This is a genomic window from Clostridium sp. 1001271st1 H5, assembly GCF_005845215.1.
Taxonomy (GTDB): domain Bacteria; phylum Bacillota; class Clostridia; order Lachnospirales; family Lachnospiraceae; genus Enterocloster.
The window spans coordinates 84,213-101,662 of record NZ_SPHO01000005.1 but is presented as its reverse complement, the minus strand read 5'-3'; the positions used below and the strand labels follow the sequence as shown (position 1 = coordinate 101,662).

Below are 17,450 nucleotides of genomic sequence, written 5' to 3'. Positions count from 1 at the left end.
CATCACTTTTGTACATTGTGCACAATTTTCATTCGGCAAATTAGTAAATATCACGGCCCCAAACAGAGATTTACTGCTTATCTCAAATTGCCGCACAGCCTGCCATAGAATTTACCCTTTATTCTTCCATCAGCCCCAGATACACAAACGCCTTATATAACCCATCCTTCTCCACATCATCCGTAACATAATCCGCGGCCTGCCGTATTTCCTCACCGCCATTGTTCATGGCCACTCCGATTTTGCAGTATTCCAGCATAGGTATATTAAAATGTAAGTCCCTTATGGAGGAGCCAGTCCCCAGGGTTCCGTCCACATCAATGAATATTAATTTTCCCATATCGTATCCCTCTGTATGTTTATTCCTTGTTTTTCTGCTCTGTTTTCCGCACTATTCCTGTTTCCTTTTGCGTCTCATGGCCCCAGTTCCTGTCCGCCTCCAATACCAGGGAACATTGCAATTATATCATTAATAAACAAATTCCTGAAATATAAAATCTGCTTTTCGTAACCTTATTCAGGCATTAAGCATATCGTCTTACAATCGAGTTGATATCCTAATTTTCTATTTTTCCTACATTCAAAATTTTATGCTGACCTCTTAATCTCCAGTTTAAAAAAGCCGCAAAAGCCAAGACAGTTTCCGGGATGCTCCTCCAATAGGTTCATTTATAAAAAAAACTGTCAGGCCATCACTGTGTGACCCAACAGTTTTTATTTATAATTATTTTAATCTGTTGTAAATGAATATCTGCCAATCAAATGCACTCAAAACCGTAACCATATTCTTCTGACTTCATAAACAATGGATAATACAGCTATGCCGGCTCATAAAATACCGTTCCAATGCACCGGACTTAAATGTGACTAACAATATGTATGATATAACCATTCATTATGAATTTTTGTACCCAATCTTATCTGCCTACTCACAGACGGCCTTACATGCTTTCATATGTCCGAAACAGAGTACAGCGGCAGCAATCCAGCATACAACCGTTACAAATCCTATTTTTGCAAGACAGCCAACAGAAAGGATTCCCAGCGCAACCCGAACCGGCAGTCCCAGTTCCGTCCTCATCCGCCCTTTCATTGCAAAGGCGAGAAGAATTACCGACAGGACAGCGCTTCCTATGGCTATAACAGACTCCACAATGGTTCCCGACTGAAACAGTATTTGAGGATTATACACCCAGGAAAAGGGCAAAATATAAGCTGCAATCCCCAGCATGATTGCATGTCTTGCTGTTCTTACCCAGTTAGAATCTGCAATTCCCGAGCCAATCAAAACAGCCGCGCAAACCGGAGGCGTTATATTACCTAAAATTGAGTAAAAGAAAATGAAAAAATGTGCTTCAACTGTTCCGATTCCCATTCCAATAAGGGCTGATGCCATTACTGCAGCTCCCAATACATAGGCGGCGGTGGTGGGCAGACCCATCCCCAGAATAATGACTACTATTGCGGCAAGAACCAATGCCAGCAGAGCCGAATTCCCGGACAAAGCAATAATGAAGTTACTTAGCTTTACCGAAATTCCTGTCATGGAAATCAGGCCGCAGACAACATCCGCACAGGTAACAAGCACTGCAATACTTGCCATTGTGGCGGCGGCTGATTGACACCCCCTGCCGAGCTGGCTGAGAAATTCCCGAATCTTCATCTTTCCCGGTATGATTTCTGTAAATACCGGAAGCAATACCGTGGCTAGAATTGCATATATTCCGGAACGATTTGTGCTGAAACCAACCATGAACATAACAATCAATATGATAATTGGAAAAAGTAAATTCAGCATTTTCCCCAGATGCATAAACTCCTTTTTATCAGGTATTGCCACCCCTGTGGTTATATGATTCTTCTTGGATTCCAGATGTACTCCGAGAAAAAGTCCCATATAGAATATAACTGCCGGTGCTATTGCCAGCAGGGCAACCGTTCGATACGGCAATCCAAGAAACTCTGCCATAACAAATGCGCCTGTACCCATGATTGGGGGCATAATTTGACCTCCCACTGCCCCCACTGCTGCTGCGCCTGCCGCAAATTCCGGTGTATACCCTGATTTCTTCATCAGCGGAATCGTCAGAATACCTGTGGTGGCAACATTAGAAGCCGCGGAACCATTAATCATTCCAAATAAACCGCTTGCGACAACTGCAACCTTTGCTGCGCCGCCTGTAAACCGTCCGGCAATCCACAGCGACAGCTTAAAGAACGTATCTCCGGCTCCTGAGAATAGCAGCAGACAGCCAAAGATGGTGAATATAGCAATGGTTCCTGCCGATAATCCAACGGTGCTTCCGAACATACCGGAAGTTCCCAGATATATCATCGAAAACACCTTCTCAAACGAACACCCTTTATGCCATAAATCTCCCGGAAAATAGGCTCCCCCGAATGCATACACCATGAAGATGGCTATTAAAATCGGAAATACCAATCCAAGTGTCCGTCTGCATGCTTCCATACATACAAGAAGCGCTATCAATCCCAATACCAGCATTGGCATCGCCCAGAAGATAGGCTTACTCATAATATAGTCATATTTGACAACAACAGCAGCCATGGTGATAATTCCAAGCATCATCAGAATCCAGTCCGTGATTGCAATTGATTTACTTGCTTTTTTCTTTTTCAGTCCTGTTGTCGCATAAATAATGACGATTGCAAATGCCATATGAATTGCCCTTTGAATCAATGTGCTCAGATTGCCGAAAATTGCTGCATAAATCTGAAATGCGACAAAAAAGATTGAGCATATATAAACAAATTTATGCTGCCATCCGGTAAGCTTTCGTCCGCCTTTACCATCCTCTGTCTCTGCTGCTTCCTGAACCCGCTTAGACATCTCTTCAATATCCCGGGCATTCAACTGTCCCTCTGTTCCGTTCTTCCCACTGTCCATTCTACACCTCATTCATCATGTACCGCTTCCCATAAATCCTTAGTTTCCATATATAGAAGCATACTCCTGTGGAATCAGTTCCTCCGGTACCACGTATCCTAAATCCTGAAATGCCTTAACAGCACCTGCGTGGAGCTTCACACTGGTCGCGGTCTGGGTTGTAAGAGTCTGCCAGTCAATATCCGCCCCGGTCGGATAAGCATTTTTCCAGATTTCATCCTTTTCTACCATCGCCATAATGATATCATAAACCAGCTGAGGGTCTGTCTCTGTCGTTGCTCCGATACCCATCAGACTTGCAACAGATGTCACGTCGTAATCCTGATTGGTATACACGCCTGACGGAATTGTGTATTTGGTGTAATACGGAAATTCTGAAATTATCTGTTCCACTTCCTTATCCGTAAGAGAAAGTATAGTCGTATCTTTGGAAGCAAACACCTGCTGCACGTAAGATTCCGGATAATAGCCGCCTTTTGATACGCCCTGTATGGTCCCATCCTGATACGCATTTAGAGCGTCTCCCTGAGATGCCACAAAATAATCTGCTTCAATTCCCAGAGCTTTAAATATGCGATAGGTATCCTGCTCATTGGATGTCCCCTCTCCGGACGGACCAAATTTAAAACCCGGCGTGATTTCATTTACCTGCTTGAGGCCCATATCACTGTTTACCATCCAATACATGATATTAGGCGCAAACCATAGTATAGTTCTCAGTCCATCGTCAGCATGACCTTCAAAGCTTCCTGTACCCTTAACCTGTTCGTCAGCCGTTGAACTCATGATGATAGCAAAATCAGTATCGCGTGTCAGCAGCATTTTAGCCTGGTCCATTGCTCCCCCGGTCTCTGTTACCGTAACATTATAGTCAGAATTGTATGCCATCAGAGAATTGGTAAGACCAATCACGTATGCATACGCTGCTGAGGTTGAGGGGGGAGTGGCTGCTGCTACGTTAATGTTTTTACCAGCGGCCTTCGAGTTGCCTTCAGCTTTGGCTTTGGCCTCAGCCTGGGGCTGGGGCTGATTCTGATTTTGCTGTGCAGCAGTGGTTTGTGCACCGGTATTTCCACCGCCTGATAAACATCCGGTTAATGCGGACGCTGTTACTGCTGCCGCCACTATAAGAGACAAGAACCTGTGCATTTTTTTCATGATATTTTTCCTTCTTTCTTTTTAAGAAATTGCTGTTCCATGCTTTCTTCTAAATCTGTACCATCTCATCAAGTACATAGGGAGCCGGTCTTCTGACCACATCCATGATTGTCCCGTCACGATATTCCACAATTGCTACAATCTCGTCCCTGTATTCAATCTCCTCTGGTTTACCCACCAGCTGATATGCTTCCTCCTTTAACTGTTCAATTGTGTAAATCGGTAGTCCGGATTCCTTTAATGTCTCCATAAGGTCCCCCCGCCTTGGATTAACTGCTATACCATATTCACTCACAAATACATCGACTGTTTCTCCCGGTGTTGAGACTGTGGTCACTCTTTCCCTCACCGTGGGAATCCGGCTCCTTACCAGCGGTGCAACAATAATCGTACATTTAGCACCGGCAGCAGTATCCACGTGACCGCCCAAAGCCCCTCTCAGTACCCCATCAGAGCCTGTAGTAACATTTACATTAAAATCCATGTCAATTTCCAATGCGGACAGGACTACATAATCCAACTGGTTTACAAAGCACCCTTTATTTAATGGATTTGCATATTCTGAAATAGTGATTTCACTGTGATTATCATCTGTTTCCAGGGATTGGATTGCTGCGGCATCAAAACACTGGCAATCTACAATCCGGCCCACCAACCCATCGTGCAGCATATCAACCAGCGGTTTCTGTACGCCTCCGATAGCAAACCCCATCCTGCTGTTTTTAGAAATCATATACTGGGATAAAACCTGTGATACAGCCAATGACATTCCGCCGCCTCCAGTTTGATAGGAAAAACCATCTTTAAAATACTCTGTATTGGCAATCACCTGGGCTGCATATTTTGCAATCTTTAATTCCCTTGGGTCCTTGGTCATTCTCAGCATATTGCTTGCAATCTTCTCCGGGTTCCCGATTTCATCAACTACTACCACGTAATCCACATCAATCCCTTTAATAGAGCTTGGTTTATTCGGATATGCCACAAGGCAGTCCGTAATTATAACCACCTTATCTGCGTATTTCGCATCTGCCTCTGCATAGGAAAGAGGACCACAGTTCGATTTTCCTCCAAGACCGTTGGCGTTCCCCTGCACGTCAGATGTGGGAGCGCCGATAAATGCCACATCAATATGGATATCGCCACATTCGATTGCACGGACACGGCCGCCGTGCGAACGTATCCAGGCAGTTTTTTTCAGCTTGCCTGCTGAAACAGCCTCTCCGATTTTACCGCGCAGCCCGGATGTAAGCATTCCTGTAATGGTACCATCCTCAATATACGGCACGATATGGTCGTGGCAGTCTGTAAGCGAAGATGGACAAATGGTGATATCTTTTATCCCCATCTGTGCAACGGCATCCATTACCATATTTACAATATAATCTCCATCCCTGAAATGATGGTGGAATGAGATTGTCATTCCATCTTTGAGACCTGTCTTTTCGATTGCTTCTTTTAATGAACCCGCCACTTTTGATTCCCTATATGCACAATAGCCGGAAACAGTTGGGGATGCTTTCTTATATACATAAGCAATTCGAATAAATCCACCATTTATTCCATAACAGAATAAATCATCCGGCGTCTTATAAATTATCCCCAATGGAATAAATACCAACATGGAGGGTCTATGGAAATCAAGTATCTTTCCGAATTTGTTACTCTGGCTAAAACCAAAAACTATATGGAAGCAGCGGACATCCTTTACATTTCCCAATCATCCCTGTCAAAGCACATCCAGTCCATAGAACGGGAATTGGGAGTCATTCTTTTTGACCGCTCCACACGACGTGTAAAGCTCAGTGCTGACGGCAATCTCCTCCTTCATTATGCAGAACAAATTACACTGCTGATGAACGACTACAACCGTGCAGCCGCAGCTGTTTCCATCAAAAAACGCAATTCTGTCTCCATTGCCTCTACCTCCCAGATGGTCTACTACGGGATTACCGATGCACTGGCCCATTATAAGGGTCAGAACCTGGACTGCACCTTAAATGTTATTGTGGAATCCCACAGCAATCTTAAGAAGCTATTATATGACTGTGTTGCCGACTTTGTCTGGATTGGTGAAACATCGGATGAATTCAAGGAAAGTGAATTTTCCCGTCTATTATATGAGAGAGATTCACTGACCGCCGTCCTTCCGTCCTCCCATCCTTTCGGCAGCCTTTCAAGCATCCCGGTGGAAAAGTTGCAGAACGAGACTATCATCATACAGGACAACAGCTCTGTAGAGCAAAAGCTCTTTGTGGGCTTGTGCCAAAAATGTCTTTTTACGCCTCAGCTTACCTCTCTGCCAATCAGCGCTGTCATAGACTTTGTCAAACAGGGGCTGGGAATTGCCGTCATGCTTAAAAGCGTTGCACGGCGGATTCAGTCCCCTGATATCTGTCTGGCAGATATTGATACCTCCCCTATCATCAACGTAAACCTGATGTATTTAAAAAAGCGAAACCTGCCCCCGGCCGCCAGGCATTTCCTGGAGTTTTTTGAAAACTGGCTTCAGAACGAAAATGACTAAAAAGGGCCGTCCATATGTCTTTTTGCGGCCAAAAATTGCCGTTTGAAGCCACCCTCTTGTAAACTGCCCGTTTTTCCGCTATGGTAAAGGAGTAAATATCCAATCAGAACAGAAAGGCCGGGACCGATGTCCGGCGTTTTTAAGGAAAGAGGAACAGGCCCTTCACCGTATCGCGGAAAGGGCCAGGGCAGAAAACACATGAGTTCCAAACGAAAAAAGGGGGTACATAATTTGAGAAAGCTGACAAAATCAGGGGTTGTATTAATGACCGCCGCAGCGTTGGTTATGGGGGCATCCACAATCTCCCTGGCGTCTACAGGCTGGGCTGAGGAAGAGGGAATCTGGGTGTACTACAACAGCGACGGCACAAGGGCGTCAAACCAGTGGAAGAAATACGGTGATAACTGGTTCTATCTTGACAGTGACGGCCAGATGGCAGCGGACCGGTTAATCCAGGATGGCGATAACTATTATTATGTAGATGCCAATGGTCTTATGGCTGTTAATCAGTGGGTGGCAATTGACAACGAGGATGCCGGTACCGATGACGAGCCGGACCATTACTGGTATTATTTCCAATCTAACGGAAAGGCTCTTACCAACGGAAACAATGATAAAGTCGCCATTAAAACAGTCAATGGCAGGAAGTATGCCTTTGATGAAGAAGGCCGGATGTTTTTCGGCTGGGTCAATGCAGAAAGCGCAGAACGTATAGACAACAGCGGCGGCGAGGGCTTCAAGGATGGAGATTACTACTTCGGCGGGGCTGATGACGGTGTTATGACTGTCGGCTGGCTGCAGATGGATGTTACTTACAGCGAAGCAACAGAGGATGATTATAAGTACACGGCGGCGGCTTTTAATGATGATGAAAACCAGACACGCTGGTTCTATTTCAAAAGCAACGGCAAGAAGGTGTACTCGGATAACGATGAGCGTACCAGGGAGAAAACAATCAACGGCAGAAAGTACGCCTTTGATGCGAACGGCGCCATGGTGGCGGAGTGGTCCCTGGATGAAGGCGATTTGGGCACTCATGTTGCCTCCTATCAATCTCTTTTGGATAATCCAATTTCAAAGGTAAGCGACAGTGATGTGATTACGGGCAGGGCGGCTGATTACAAATATTCAAAGTCATGGAAGTATTTCAACAGCGTTGAGGATGGCGCCAGGACAAGCAGAGGATGGTTCAAGGTTGTTCCGGCTGAATATCTCAACGAAGATAAATACGATGAGGACGAAGATTCCTGGTATTATGCAGATGGCCGCGGCAACATCTGTGCCGGTGAGTTCAAGACTGTTAAGGGCAAAACCTACGCCTTCAGGGATGACGGACGTATGATTCATGGTCTTCATTTCATTGGGAGGAATAACTTCGCAATTATTGATAATGAAACCGGCTTCTATGAGATTTATGACGGGTTGAATGTAATGGATGAGGACAATCCTGATTATCCCTTCGATGGAGTGGACGCTTTTCTTGACAGTTCCGTCTGGTGTGAAAAGAACCTTTATTACGCCTATTACTTCGGCGGAAGCGACGACGGAGCTTTAAGAACCGGAAAAACCACGGTGGATATTGATGGCGAACCTTACGTTTTTTACTTTACGGAGGCCGGCAAGTATAAGGGCACAGGTCTAAGCGGAAAGAAGGACGGCAGACTTTATATGTCGGGGATGCTTTTAAAGGCAGATTCCGATGACAAGTATCAGATTATAAAAGAAGAAACCGTATACAATAGAAATGGGTTTAATCCTGCTGAAATAGTACAGTGGTATACACTTTATTATAAAGTCGGTACAGAGGACTTTATTCAAGATTATTTAACAGCACAGAGTGTAGACGACAAGACCGGGAGCACTGCCTTCGGGAGTGTGGTTTCCAAGAAGAATAAAGACCTGTCGGAAGCTTATACTCTTCCTGATAATCAGGATACTGCAAATATGGATACCAGAGATACCGCGGGCATAGGTTCTGTTTTTAAGTTCTATCTGGTTAATGCTTCTGGTAAGATTGTGGATTCAAATACAACAAGCAGGGACGGTGACGGTTTCCGCATTGTAACATCGAAATCCAAGGGTATTGTGGGTATTTACGTTGACGATTAAGTTTCATGTAACACATGATACAGGAATTGGGTAAAGGGCGTGTTTCCATTTTACAGTTTCAAAAAAGAACCTCTATCAGCCGCAGCTTGATAGGGGTTCTTTGGCAGTCTGGGTCCGTATACCTTTAATGCACCGTTACTTTTCCCTTCATCCCTTTTCCTGATTGAAACTACTTAAAGTACTTCCTGCAGTCATATATTTTCCATAAGGCAAATACCACCAGCATTACGCTTCCTGTCAAAAAGCCTGCGTTGATTATCCACAACGGATATTTTACAACGGCTGTTTTCTCACCTGTGGACAGCTGCATCAAAATAATATTAAGCCCCCAGTTGGTTGTAAGTATTCCGAACACAAGTCCAAGGGTATATTGAAGGATTTTTAAACCGCCATATGCCCTTCTGTTATGTGATACCTTTTCCTGAACAAGGTCCAGACCTATTAACTCATCTCCCATAAATGCCAGGCTGGAACAAACAAATATAGACCATACGAACAGCATTTTCAGCGTTTCATCTGTCCATGGCGCCGGTGTCTTCAAAACATTGCGGGCAAAGACAGCATATGTCTCAATTAAAATCATTAGAATCCCCATATAACCGAATATGCTCCTTACCCCTGAATCCAGCTTTGAAACCAAATTTCTCATCTCTATTCCTCCTAGGGTTGTTCAGTTACCGCAATTACCCTTATCTGGGAGCCGTCCGCCTTTTTTGTGTTAAGCGGAAGCGCAATCAATTGACAGGTTGGCTGTCCTACCTCCCACAAATTAGTAAGATATTCAATCATTAATATCTCTCCCTCTTTAAGGACGTAATCATGCACCGGCTGTACAATGGGGTCTTCCGGCTTTGCGGTTCGTATGTTGCGTATTTCATAATCCTGAGGAAAGTCAAATCCAACTACTTTAGGCTTATAGTCCCGAATCCATTTTCCTCCGTCCGCGCTGACCCAGCAGGAATTATCCCAAAATTCCACGGATTCCCACGATACCCTTCGTCCTCTGTCTGAGCGAAGTAAAATCGTATCATAGTGTTTATCCTTAAAGGGTTCATTTGCCTGTTCCAGCATCCGGGCAGTAATGGCCTCGTTGTCACCCACATATGATAAATCCAGAATCAGGCAATCTGAGACACACCAATCGCTGATTGGATATGCATCCAGATTCTTGCCATTGGGGTCGTGATGGACAGGCGCATCAATGTGGGTAAACCAATGTGACTGAAGATTATATTTGGTTGTCTGCCAACGGTCTTTATTGGCATGGGATGAAGCTAAGTCAAACCTGATTCCATACCTCCAATGTTCAACAATCGGCAGGGTAAGGTCCGTTATTCTCTTCATGTTTTCCGTTCCTCCTTTAATTTTTCCGGATGATATCAAGCAGCTCTGTTCCGTTTTCATCTGTGAATACCGTCCAGACAGTCACTGCAATCTCCTTAAATGCTTCCTTATCAGGATTTTCCACAATCTCACACCCGTTATCCAGCAGCACCTGTTTTGCCTCTATTGTCTTTTCCTCATTTGCCTTCCTCTGCGCCTCTTTACCGGCATTAGCCGCATCCATCACAACCTGTTTCTGCTGCTCACTCAGCTTATCCCATGTTTTCTGGCTCATACCCATCATAAACGGCGTATAAACGTGGTCTGTCAGCGTTATATACGGCTGAACCTCGTAAAACTTCCTGGATACAATTTCGTGAAGCGGATTCTCTTCTGCACTGACAGTCCCCTGCTGCAATGCTGTATACAGCTCAGATGCATCAATGGTTGTGGGCAGGGCTCCCAATGCCTTCCATGTCTCTACCTGTACAGTTGCAGGCAATGTCCTCATCTTAATGCCATTTAAATCAGCTGGTGTTGTAACCGGCCTTACATTATTGCTGAGTTCACGGAAACCATTCTCCCAGAAGGCCAATCCCACAATTCCCTTTTCAGCAAACGTTTCAAATATCTTTTCAGATGCCTCTCCATCCACAGCTGCTCTGGCTTCTTCCAGATTATCAAATAAGAATGGAAGCTGGAACACCTCCACCTCCGGAACCAGTCCCGAAAAATAGGCTGTGCCGGACACGCCAATATCAATTGTTCCCTGCTGAAGCCCCTGCACCATGGACGTAGCATCGCCTAAAGCTGTATCGTAATAATCGGTCGCCTTGAGGGTTCCTCCCCCATTTTCATTGATATAATCGACCATGGCTTTTAATCCGGTGCCGGTAGGTGTGTTCTCTGCTATAGAACCCGCGAATACACTGAGCTCAATTGATGTTTCCGTTCCTCCGTTTTCAGCAGAAGCCGGTTTGTTAGTTCCGCCGCAGCCCCCCATAGTAAATACAGCTGCCGCCAACAACATATACAATCCAGTCTTTCTCATAATAAAATCCTCCTTATATTTTATTTCATTAACGCCGGCAGTGATGTTGAAATGCCAGGTATCAATACAATGGCTATGCTCCCCACGATAATCGAGGCAATGAGTACCGGTAAATGTGGTATGATTTTGTGAATGGGCTGTCCGCCTACCGAGGACGCAACAAACAGGTTAATCCCCACAGGAGGCGTCACCAGTCCAATACATAAAGTAACCACCATAACCACCCCGAAATGAATCAAAGAAATTCCGTACTGGGTTGCTGTAGGAATCAATATAGGTGCAAAAATCAGCAATGCCGGTACCGCATCTATGAAACAGCCTGCCACAATCAGAATTAAAACAACAGCAAACATAAACATGGTCGGACTTGATATTACAGAGGTAAACCCTTCCGCTACCATCTGGGGAATTCCTGCTCTTGTCAGAACCCATCCAAATGCCTGGGTAGCTGCTACAATCAGCATAATACCGGCTGCTGTCCTGACTGATTTGAATACCACCGAACCTAACGTTTTATAATCAAGCTCCCTGTAAACAAACAGCCCGATAATCAGACAGTAAAAGCAGGCAACGGCAGAAGCTTCCGTGGGGGTAAACAATCCGGAGTATATCCCCCCTAAAATAATGATTGGCGCAAGTATGGCCCAGGTGGCATCCAAAAAAGATTTTGCTGCACGCTTCAAACTAAAATGCCCTACTCCCTTGTAACCTTTTTTGATGCATTGCCACACCACTACCGCTATGACAATTACTCCAAGAAAGAGTCCCAGCACAAGTCCCGCCAGCAGCATATCCCCTACTGACTCCCCGGAAGCAACTCCGTATAAAACCATAAGTATACTTGGCGGAATGAGAGGGCCGAATATTCCTCCCACGGCCTGGACTGCACTGGCATAGCCGCCGTCATACCCTTCCTCCTGCATGGACGGAATCATGATTCCGCCTACAGCCGCGGTGGTTGCTGCTCCCGCACCTGTCATGGCGGCAAAAATCATACTGGCCACAACCGTAACAATAGCCAGCCCTCCAGGCAAATGGCCGACTATTGTTCTGGCAAAATTTACAATCCGTTTTGAAATACCGCCGGATTCCATGAGCCCGCCTGCAATTACAAAAAACGGTATGGCCATCAGTGTAAATGAATCCACCCCTTTGAGCATCTGCTGCCCTATGATTATCATAGGTACGTCCATAAAAAGTGCCATATAAAGCACCGCAGACAGACACAGCGAATATGCAATCGGAACTCCCAGAAACAGTAATAAAAAAAATACTCCCATCAAAACTGCAATATTCAAGAATCTCTCCTCCTGTCTTATATTTATATCTTTCTTATATATTTTGAAGCAAAAAACACGCCAATCTATATACTATTTCCAGGCTTATTTAATAATTTATATTTTTGGTTTTAACAAAAACATATGACGCTTCCTGTTTGAGGCAAATATTCTTTTCATTTTGTATTATTTTGTTATATATGTGTTTTAAAATGTTTCTTCTTTATTTCAGTTGCGTCCCAACAGCCATTAACGACATGCACCGCCAGGCGCAACTCAAAAAAGATGCCCATTTCAATAAAATGAGCATCTTTTTTTGATTTGTTAATTTTTCTTCAAATGTAGTACTATTTTGTTGCTTATGTTGTTTTTTACAACGCATCATCACTGCAACCCATACTTTTTCATTTTTCGCCATAAGGTTGAACGGTCAACTCCCATGGCCCTTGCTGTCTCACTCCTATTATATCCGTGTTCACCCAGAAGACGCTGTATGTATCGTTTCTCCTGCTCTCTTTTCCCCTCCGCATACATCATATAGGAAAGGCTGGCGCCCGCTGCCCGTTCCGGGATTTCTGTTATTTCAATATCATCCTGTCCCAGTGCTTCCTCCATTTCTTCCCCTGTTATCATAAATCCACTATGCACCACGCTTAACCGTTCAGCTATATTTCTAAGCTCCCTTATATTGCCTGTAAAGGCATACTGTTTCAAAAGCTCCTCTGCCCCTTCAGACAGGATTGGCAGCTCATAGCCAAATTGATTGCTATAATATTGAAGATAGTAATGGAAGAGAAGCGGAATGTCCTCGCTCCGTTTCCGCAGCGGCGGAATGTATAGCCTAAGCACATTCAGGCGATAAAGAAGATCCTGCCGGAACTTTCCCTCGCTCACCTGTCTTTGCAAACTTTTATTAGTAGCCGCAATAATTCGTACATCCACGGATATAACTGAATTACCTCCCACACGGCGCACTTCCCGCTCCTGCAGCACACGAAGCAGTTTGCTCTGAAATGTCAAAGGAATCTCTGATATTTCATCCAAAAAGAGAGTGCCTTTGTGGGCCATCTCAAACAATCCCATTTTTCCGCCCTTTTTTGAGCCGGTAAAGGCCCCCTCCACATAGCCGAATAATTCGCTCTCCAGCAGGCTTTCCGTCAGAGCCGCACAATTTACTGCCACAAAAGCGTTCCCTGCTCTCTTGCTTGCATTATGTATGCTCTGGGCAAACAGTTCCTTTCCGGTACCAGTCTCTCCTACCAGCAGGACATTGGAGGCTACTCCCGCATATCTCCTGCCATTTTCAATGGTCTTGTCCATAATATCACTTTTATGAATAATATCCTGAAATGTATACCGCGCAGCCAGCCCCTTATCACTCATCTGGCGGCGTATATGATTCTCCATTTGCTGTATCCTGGTTGCGTTCATAAAACTTATCACCAGTCCCGGCATGGAATCTCCTATTTTCACAGGAATGAAATCGGTCGAAAGCGAGGTCCCCTCCCTTAGGTACACTTTGTCCGAAATACGTTCGCCAGACTCAAAACAACGCTCTGCATCCTCCTGCATGAATGGAGCAGTCTGCCTCAGATAAGCCACCCCCCCCCCCATTTGATACCTGTACGGTTGGAAACAACCTTCTTGCCTCGCTGTTTGCTATTTCAATCCGGCCTTTCGTATTAACATAAAAAATACCTGCATTTGAAATCTGGGTAATGATTCTGAAAAGTTCAGACCGCTCCCTTTCCCTTTTCACCTCTTCCGCAATGTGAACCACTTCATCCAGCACATTGTAAATCGTTTCCCGGCTGACCTTTATCGTCACTACCGGAATCGGACTGTCTTTCAGATACAGATAGGTGGAATATCCCCCTATAATGCAGTCACATCCCTGCTTCATTGCTTCGGCAACACAGTATTCCAAATCATGCTCCTGGCCAACCGGATGATACGAAGTTTCCACTCCGGCAATCCCCTCCATATGTTCATATTGATACATATGAAAGAACCGTCCCACTATTCCCACCTTTCTGCAGTGATATATCCTCTTTGCTTCATAGAGAGCCTGAACTATATCGTAACCTGTTATTGGGATATTAATAACGGGCTTTGTGGGATACTGGCGTTTTAGCTCCTCAAGTGTAAAATTACGCCCCACAAGAACATCATATTCCCGCTCCATTTTGTACTCACGGACCCTGTCAACCGTCATCACTTTAAACTCTACCGTGACCTTGTCCTTTTCAGGATATTCCTCATATACTTCCTGCACTACCGGTTCCAACTCCGGATATGGGACTACAAATAATATATCCAACCTGCTGTACCCTCCTTTGTATATTTTGACTGCGTACATTATGCCATAAATTACACAGGTCCTGCAACTTACGGGGCCTGTGGCTGTTATGTTTTACAAAACGCCCCATCAGGGGTTAAAAAGAATCATGTGCAAGATTACAGTTCCGCTGCCGGCATTTTTGTATGAATGTACGGTATCGGCCCCAAATCGTATACTTTCGCCCTTTTCAACTATAAAACTTTGACTGCCCGCCTGAATTTCAATTTTACCCGTAAAGATTGTAATAAACTCAGTGGTTCCCTTTAAATGGGGTTCGGATTCCCAATAACTCCCTTCGTCTAATTCCAGATAATAGACTGCAAATCTACGGTTTTCGTTATCCGGGAAAAGAGAAAAATTTTTTACTTTTCCGCCATCTTCAAGCAGGGGTTGAATTTCTGATGTTCTTACAATCTCATACGGACTTTTTGGGCGAACAGTCAAAGCGTCAAACGGCACCTTCATTCCATTTGAAATTTTCCACAATGTGGAAATCGTCGGATTCCCGTCACCCCGTTCAATTTGTGCAAGCATACTCTTGCTGACGCCACTCAACCTTACAAGCTCGTCCATGCTCAATTTTTTTTCTTCACGCAGCCGTTTAATATTTTTAGCGACTATCATATTCATTGAATCCAAAAAAATCACTCCCTCTCTTGACATTATAATGTACTAGATGTATTATTATATCGTACTAGTGCGATATAATAATCTTTTTGTACCATTATACAATTTTAACTTGGATTTGTAAAGAAGAAAGGCAGATTGAAACTATGAAACGAGAACATTTTTCATCACGGCTGGGATTTATTTTAATTACCGCAGCCTGTTCCATCGGTTTGGGAAACATTTGGAGATTTCCCTATATAATCGGAAAGTATGGCGGCGCGTCCTTTGTCATTTTTTACTTGATTTTTTTAGTAATATTGGGCCTGCCGATTGTAGTAATGGAATTTGCGGTGGGGCGGGCAAGTCAACGAAGCACCGCATTGTCATTTAATATTTTGGAGCCGGAAGGAACAAAATGGCATTGGTTTAAATATGCAACCATCATTGGAAACTATCTGCTGATGATGTTTTATACGGTAATCAGCGGCTGGCTGCTTTACTACTTTTTAGAAATGGTAAAGGGCAGATTTGAGGGACTTACTTCAAACGATATTTCCTATCTATTTTCTGATTTGCTTGGAAACCCCATTGCCATGATTGCATGCTCCTTTGTTGTGATTGTTGTTTCCTTTGGCATTTGTGCAATCGGCTTGCAAAAGGGCGTGGAGCGCGTTACAAAAATCATGATGTCACTATTATTTTGCCTATTAATTGTTTTAGCTGTCAGGTCTGTCATGCTTCCCCATGCGGAAATAGGATTGCGCTACTACCTCTATCCGGACTTTGGAACCATGCAGAAAATCGGATTGCCTGAATGTATTTTTGCAGCAATGGGGCAGGCGTTTTTCACATTGAGTATCGGAATTGGTACGTTATCCGTATTCGGAAGCCGAATTGATAAAAGTCATTCTTTAACCAGTGACGCGCTGTATATGGGTGTTCTTGACACTGTGGTTGCACTTCTTGCAGGACTGATTATCTTTCCAGCCTGCTTCAGCTTTGGTGTAAAACCGGACAGCGGGCCCAATCTTCTGTTTATTACATTGCCGAATATTTTTAATACAATGAATGGAGGACGCCTTTGGGGAAGTCTATTTTTCCTGTTCATGGTGTTTGCCGCTATTTCCACCGTTATTGCGGTAATTGAAAATATAGTCACCTATGGAATGGATTTAACAGGCTGCAGCAGAAAAAAATCAGTTTCTGTAAATCTTTTACTGCTGCTGTTGCTGTCATTACCTTGCGTGTTTGGATTTAACATCTGGAAAGAGTTTGAACCGTTGGGAACTGGCACAAGTGTCCTTGACTTAGAAGATTTTATTTTAAGTAATAATCTGCTTCCATTGGGCAGTCTTGTTTTCCTTTTGTTTTGTACCCGCGGTTATGGGTGGGGCTGGGCTGATTTTTACAAAGAAACGTCCATTGGAAAAGGCTTGCCGTATCCCGGCTGTGCAAGAAAGTACATCAGCTATATACTGCCAATTATCGTACTTATAATTTTCATAAGTGGCTATTTATCACTGTTGAAATAGAAAGAGGTTAATATGTTCCGTTTATATGATTTCCTGATTTATTGTTTTATTACGGCTTATACGCCGGGCGCTAATAATCTTCTGTCCATGAGCAATGCAATACGCTTGGGATTCCGCCGGAGCGTCCGATTTAATCTCGGCATACTGGCGGGATTTACAGTGGTTATGTCTATTTGTACCGCCTTTAGTGCAACGCTTTATTCGTTTCTTCCGAAAGTAAAAATTGTCATGCAGATATTGGGTGCTGCCTATATGTTGCATCTTGCATGGAAAGTCTGGAAAAGCTCTAATGAATTAAGTGCTGACGGCGGGAAAGAAGCCAGCTTCCTTTCAGGTATGGTATTGCAATTTGCCAATCCTAAAATTTATATCTATGCAATTACGGCTATGTCCCTTTATATTTTACCTGTTTATCATTCTGCTGCTCCATTGATAGGGTTTACTGCCATACTATCTCTAATTGGTGCTTCCGGCTCTTTCGCATGGGCGTTATTCGGAGCAGCATTTTGTAAGTTTTTCTCCAAACATACCAAACTGGTAAATGCAATCATGGCTCTTCTGCTTATTTATTGTGCTGTTTCCTTATTCCTTTAAGCACTGATTTGAAATAGAAAC

16 protein-coding genes are annotated in these 17,450 nt (G+C 44.1%); 4 read left to right on the top strand and 12 right to left on the bottom strand.

Annotated elements, in window-relative coordinates:
- Positions 1 to 118: 118 nt before the first annotated feature.
- The 4 genes from FGS84_RS09145 to citF form a co-directional block, all read right to left on the bottom strand.
- Positions 119 to 340 (bottom strand): HAD hydrolase family protein, encoded by a 222-nt coding sequence (locus FGS84_RS09145; RefSeq protein WP_138307701.1) that lies wholly within the window; start codon positions 338 to 340, stop codon positions 119 to 121.
- Between the two features lie 585 nt (positions 341 to 925).
- Positions 926 to 2,908: a TRAP transporter fused permease subunit gene (locus tag FGS84_RS09140; protein WP_171042577.1), complete on the bottom strand. Its 1,983-nt coding sequence runs from the start codon at positions 2,906 to 2,908 to the stop codon at positions 926 to 928.
- 39 nt (positions 2,909 to 2,947) lie between these two features.
- Positions 2,948 to 4,057, bottom strand: a complete 1,110-nt coding sequence (locus tag FGS84_RS09135) for a TAXI family TRAP transporter solute-binding subunit (protein ID WP_243129940.1) — start codon at positions 4,055 to 4,057, stop codon at positions 2,948 to 2,950.
- A gap of 58 nt (positions 4,058 to 4,115) precedes the next feature.
- Complete coding sequence (gene citF, locus FGS84_RS09130; RefSeq protein ID WP_138307695.1) at positions 4,116 to 5,690, bottom strand: citrate lyase subunit alpha; 1,575 nt, start codon at positions 5,688 to 5,690, stop codon at positions 4,116 to 4,118.
- A 9-nt stretch (positions 5,691 to 5,699) separates the two neighbouring features.
- Here citF and FGS84_RS09125 point away from each other — a divergent pair, with 9 nt between their 5' ends.
- On the top strand, positions 5,700 to 6,593 hold the full coding sequence (locus tag FGS84_RS09125) for a LysR family transcriptional regulator (protein WP_138307693.1): 894 nt from the start codon (positions 5,700 to 5,702) through the stop codon (positions 6,591 to 6,593).
- A 231-nt stretch (positions 6,594 to 6,824) separates the two neighbouring features.
- The gene (locus FGS84_RS09120; protein ID WP_138307690.1) at positions 6,825 to 8,702 is read left to right on the top strand and encodes an argininosuccinate lyase; all 1,878 of its coding nucleotides are present in this window, start codon (positions 6,825 to 6,827) and stop codon (positions 8,700 to 8,702) included.
- A 169-nt stretch (positions 8,703 to 8,871) separates the two neighbouring features.
- Here FGS84_RS09120 and FGS84_RS09115 read toward each other — a convergent pair whose 3' ends face one another.
- From FGS84_RS09115 to FGS84_RS09085, 8 genes are all read right to left on the bottom strand, one after another.
- Positions 8,872 to 9,351 (bottom strand): TRAP transporter small permease, encoded by a 480-nt coding sequence (locus FGS84_RS09115; RefSeq protein WP_138307688.1) that lies wholly within the window; start codon positions 9,349 to 9,351, stop codon positions 8,872 to 8,874.
- A gap of 11 nt (positions 9,352 to 9,362) precedes the next feature.
- Positions 9,363 to 10,046, bottom strand: coding sequence for a cyclase family protein (locus FGS84_RS09110; protein WP_138307686.1), 684 nt, complete (start codon positions 10,044 to 10,046; stop codon positions 9,363 to 9,365).
- A 16-nt stretch (positions 10,047 to 10,062) separates the two neighbouring features.
- Complete coding sequence (locus tag FGS84_RS09105) at positions 10,063 to 11,076, bottom strand: DctP family TRAP transporter solute-binding subunit (RefSeq protein ID WP_138307684.1); 1,014 nt, start codon at positions 11,074 to 11,076, stop codon at positions 10,063 to 10,065.
- A gap of 20 nt (positions 11,077 to 11,096) precedes the next feature.
- Positions 11,097 to 12,374 (bottom strand): TRAP transporter large permease, encoded by a 1,278-nt coding sequence (locus tag FGS84_RS09100; RefSeq protein WP_138307682.1) that lies wholly within the window; start codon positions 12,372 to 12,374, stop codon positions 11,097 to 11,099.
- A gap of 202 nt (positions 12,375 to 12,576) precedes the next feature.
- Positions 12,577 to 12,771, bottom strand: coding sequence for a hypothetical protein (locus tag FGS84_RS30770; RefSeq protein ID WP_171042576.1), 195 nt, complete (start codon positions 12,769 to 12,771; stop codon positions 12,577 to 12,579).
- A complete protein-coding gene (locus tag FGS84_RS09095; RefSeq protein ID WP_243129928.1) occupies positions 12,738 to 13,826 on the bottom strand; it encodes a sigma 54-interacting transcriptional regulator in 1,089 nt (362 codons plus the stop codon). The genes FGS84_RS30770 and FGS84_RS09095 overlap by 34 nt, the downstream gene beginning before the upstream one ends.
- Positions 13,827 to 13,896: 70 nt before the next feature.
- Complete coding sequence (locus tag FGS84_RS09090) at positions 13,897 to 14,673, bottom strand: PrpR N-terminal domain-containing protein (RefSeq protein ID WP_138307678.1); 777 nt, start codon at positions 14,671 to 14,673, stop codon at positions 13,897 to 13,899.
- Positions 14,674 to 14,781: 108 nt separating this feature from the next.
- Positions 14,782 to 15,333: an XRE family transcriptional regulator gene (locus FGS84_RS09085; protein ID WP_138307676.1), complete on the bottom strand. Its 552-nt coding sequence runs from the start codon at positions 15,331 to 15,333 to the stop codon at positions 14,782 to 14,784.
- 134 nt (positions 15,334 to 15,467) lie between these two features.
- Here FGS84_RS09085 and FGS84_RS09080 point away from each other — a divergent pair, with 134 nt between their 5' ends.
- Together FGS84_RS09080 and FGS84_RS09075 are read left to right on the top strand one after the other, a co-directional pair.
- Positions 15,468 to 16,835, top strand: coding sequence for a sodium-dependent transporter (locus FGS84_RS09080; RefSeq protein WP_138307674.1), 1,368 nt, complete (start codon positions 15,468 to 15,470; stop codon positions 16,833 to 16,835).
- A 12-nt stretch (positions 16,836 to 16,847) separates the two neighbouring features.
- Positions 16,848 to 17,429 carry a LysE family transporter gene (locus tag FGS84_RS09075; RefSeq protein WP_138307672.1) on the top strand — a complete coding sequence of 194 codons (582 nt, stop codon included), beginning with the start codon at positions 16,848 to 16,850 and terminating at the stop codon, positions 17,427 to 17,429.
- Positions 17,430 to 17,450: the final 21 nt, after the last annotated feature.

Bases quoted from the DNA above. Each gene is read 5' to 3' on its own strand.
- FGS84_RS09115 (WP_138307688.1), bottom strand. From the start codon at position 9,351: ATGAGAAATTTGGTTTCAAAGCTGGATTCAGGGGTAAGGAGCATATTC.
- FGS84_RS09135 (WP_243129940.1), bottom strand. From the start codon at position 4,057: ATGCACAGGTTCTTGTCTCTTATAGTGGCGGCAGCAGTAACAGCGTCC.
- FGS84_RS09110 (WP_138307686.1), bottom strand. From the start codon at position 10,046: ATGAAGAGAATAACGGACCTTACCCTGCCGATTGTTGAACATTGGAGG.
- FGS84_RS09080 (WP_138307674.1), top strand. From the start codon at position 15,468: ATGAAACGAGAACATTTTTCATCACGGCTGGGATTTATTTTAATTACC.
- FGS84_RS09140 (WP_171042577.1), bottom strand. From the start codon at position 2,908: ATGGACAGTGGGAAGAACGGAACAGAGGGACAGTTGAATGCCCGGGAT.
- FGS84_RS09145 (WP_138307701.1), bottom strand. From the start codon at position 340: ATGGGAAAATTAATATTCATTGATGTGGACGGAACCCTGGGGACTGGC.
- FGS84_RS09125 (WP_138307693.1), top strand. From the start codon at position 5,700: ATGGAAATCAAGTATCTTTCCGAATTTGTTACTCTGGCTAAAACCAAA.
- FGS84_RS09075 (WP_138307672.1), top strand. From the start codon at position 16,848: ATGTTCCGTTTATATGATTTCCTGATTTATTGTTTTATTACGGCTTAT.
- FGS84_RS30770 (WP_171042576.1), bottom strand. From the start codon at position 12,771: ATGGCGAAAAATGAAAAAGTATGGGTTGCAGTGATGATGCGTTGTAAA.
- citF (WP_138307695.1), bottom strand. From the start codon at position 5,690: ATGTTGGTATTTATTCCATTGGGGATAATTTATAAGACGCCGGATGAT.
- FGS84_RS09105 (WP_138307684.1), bottom strand. From the start codon at position 11,076: ATGAGAAAGACTGGATTGTATATGTTGTTGGCGGCAGCTGTATTTACT.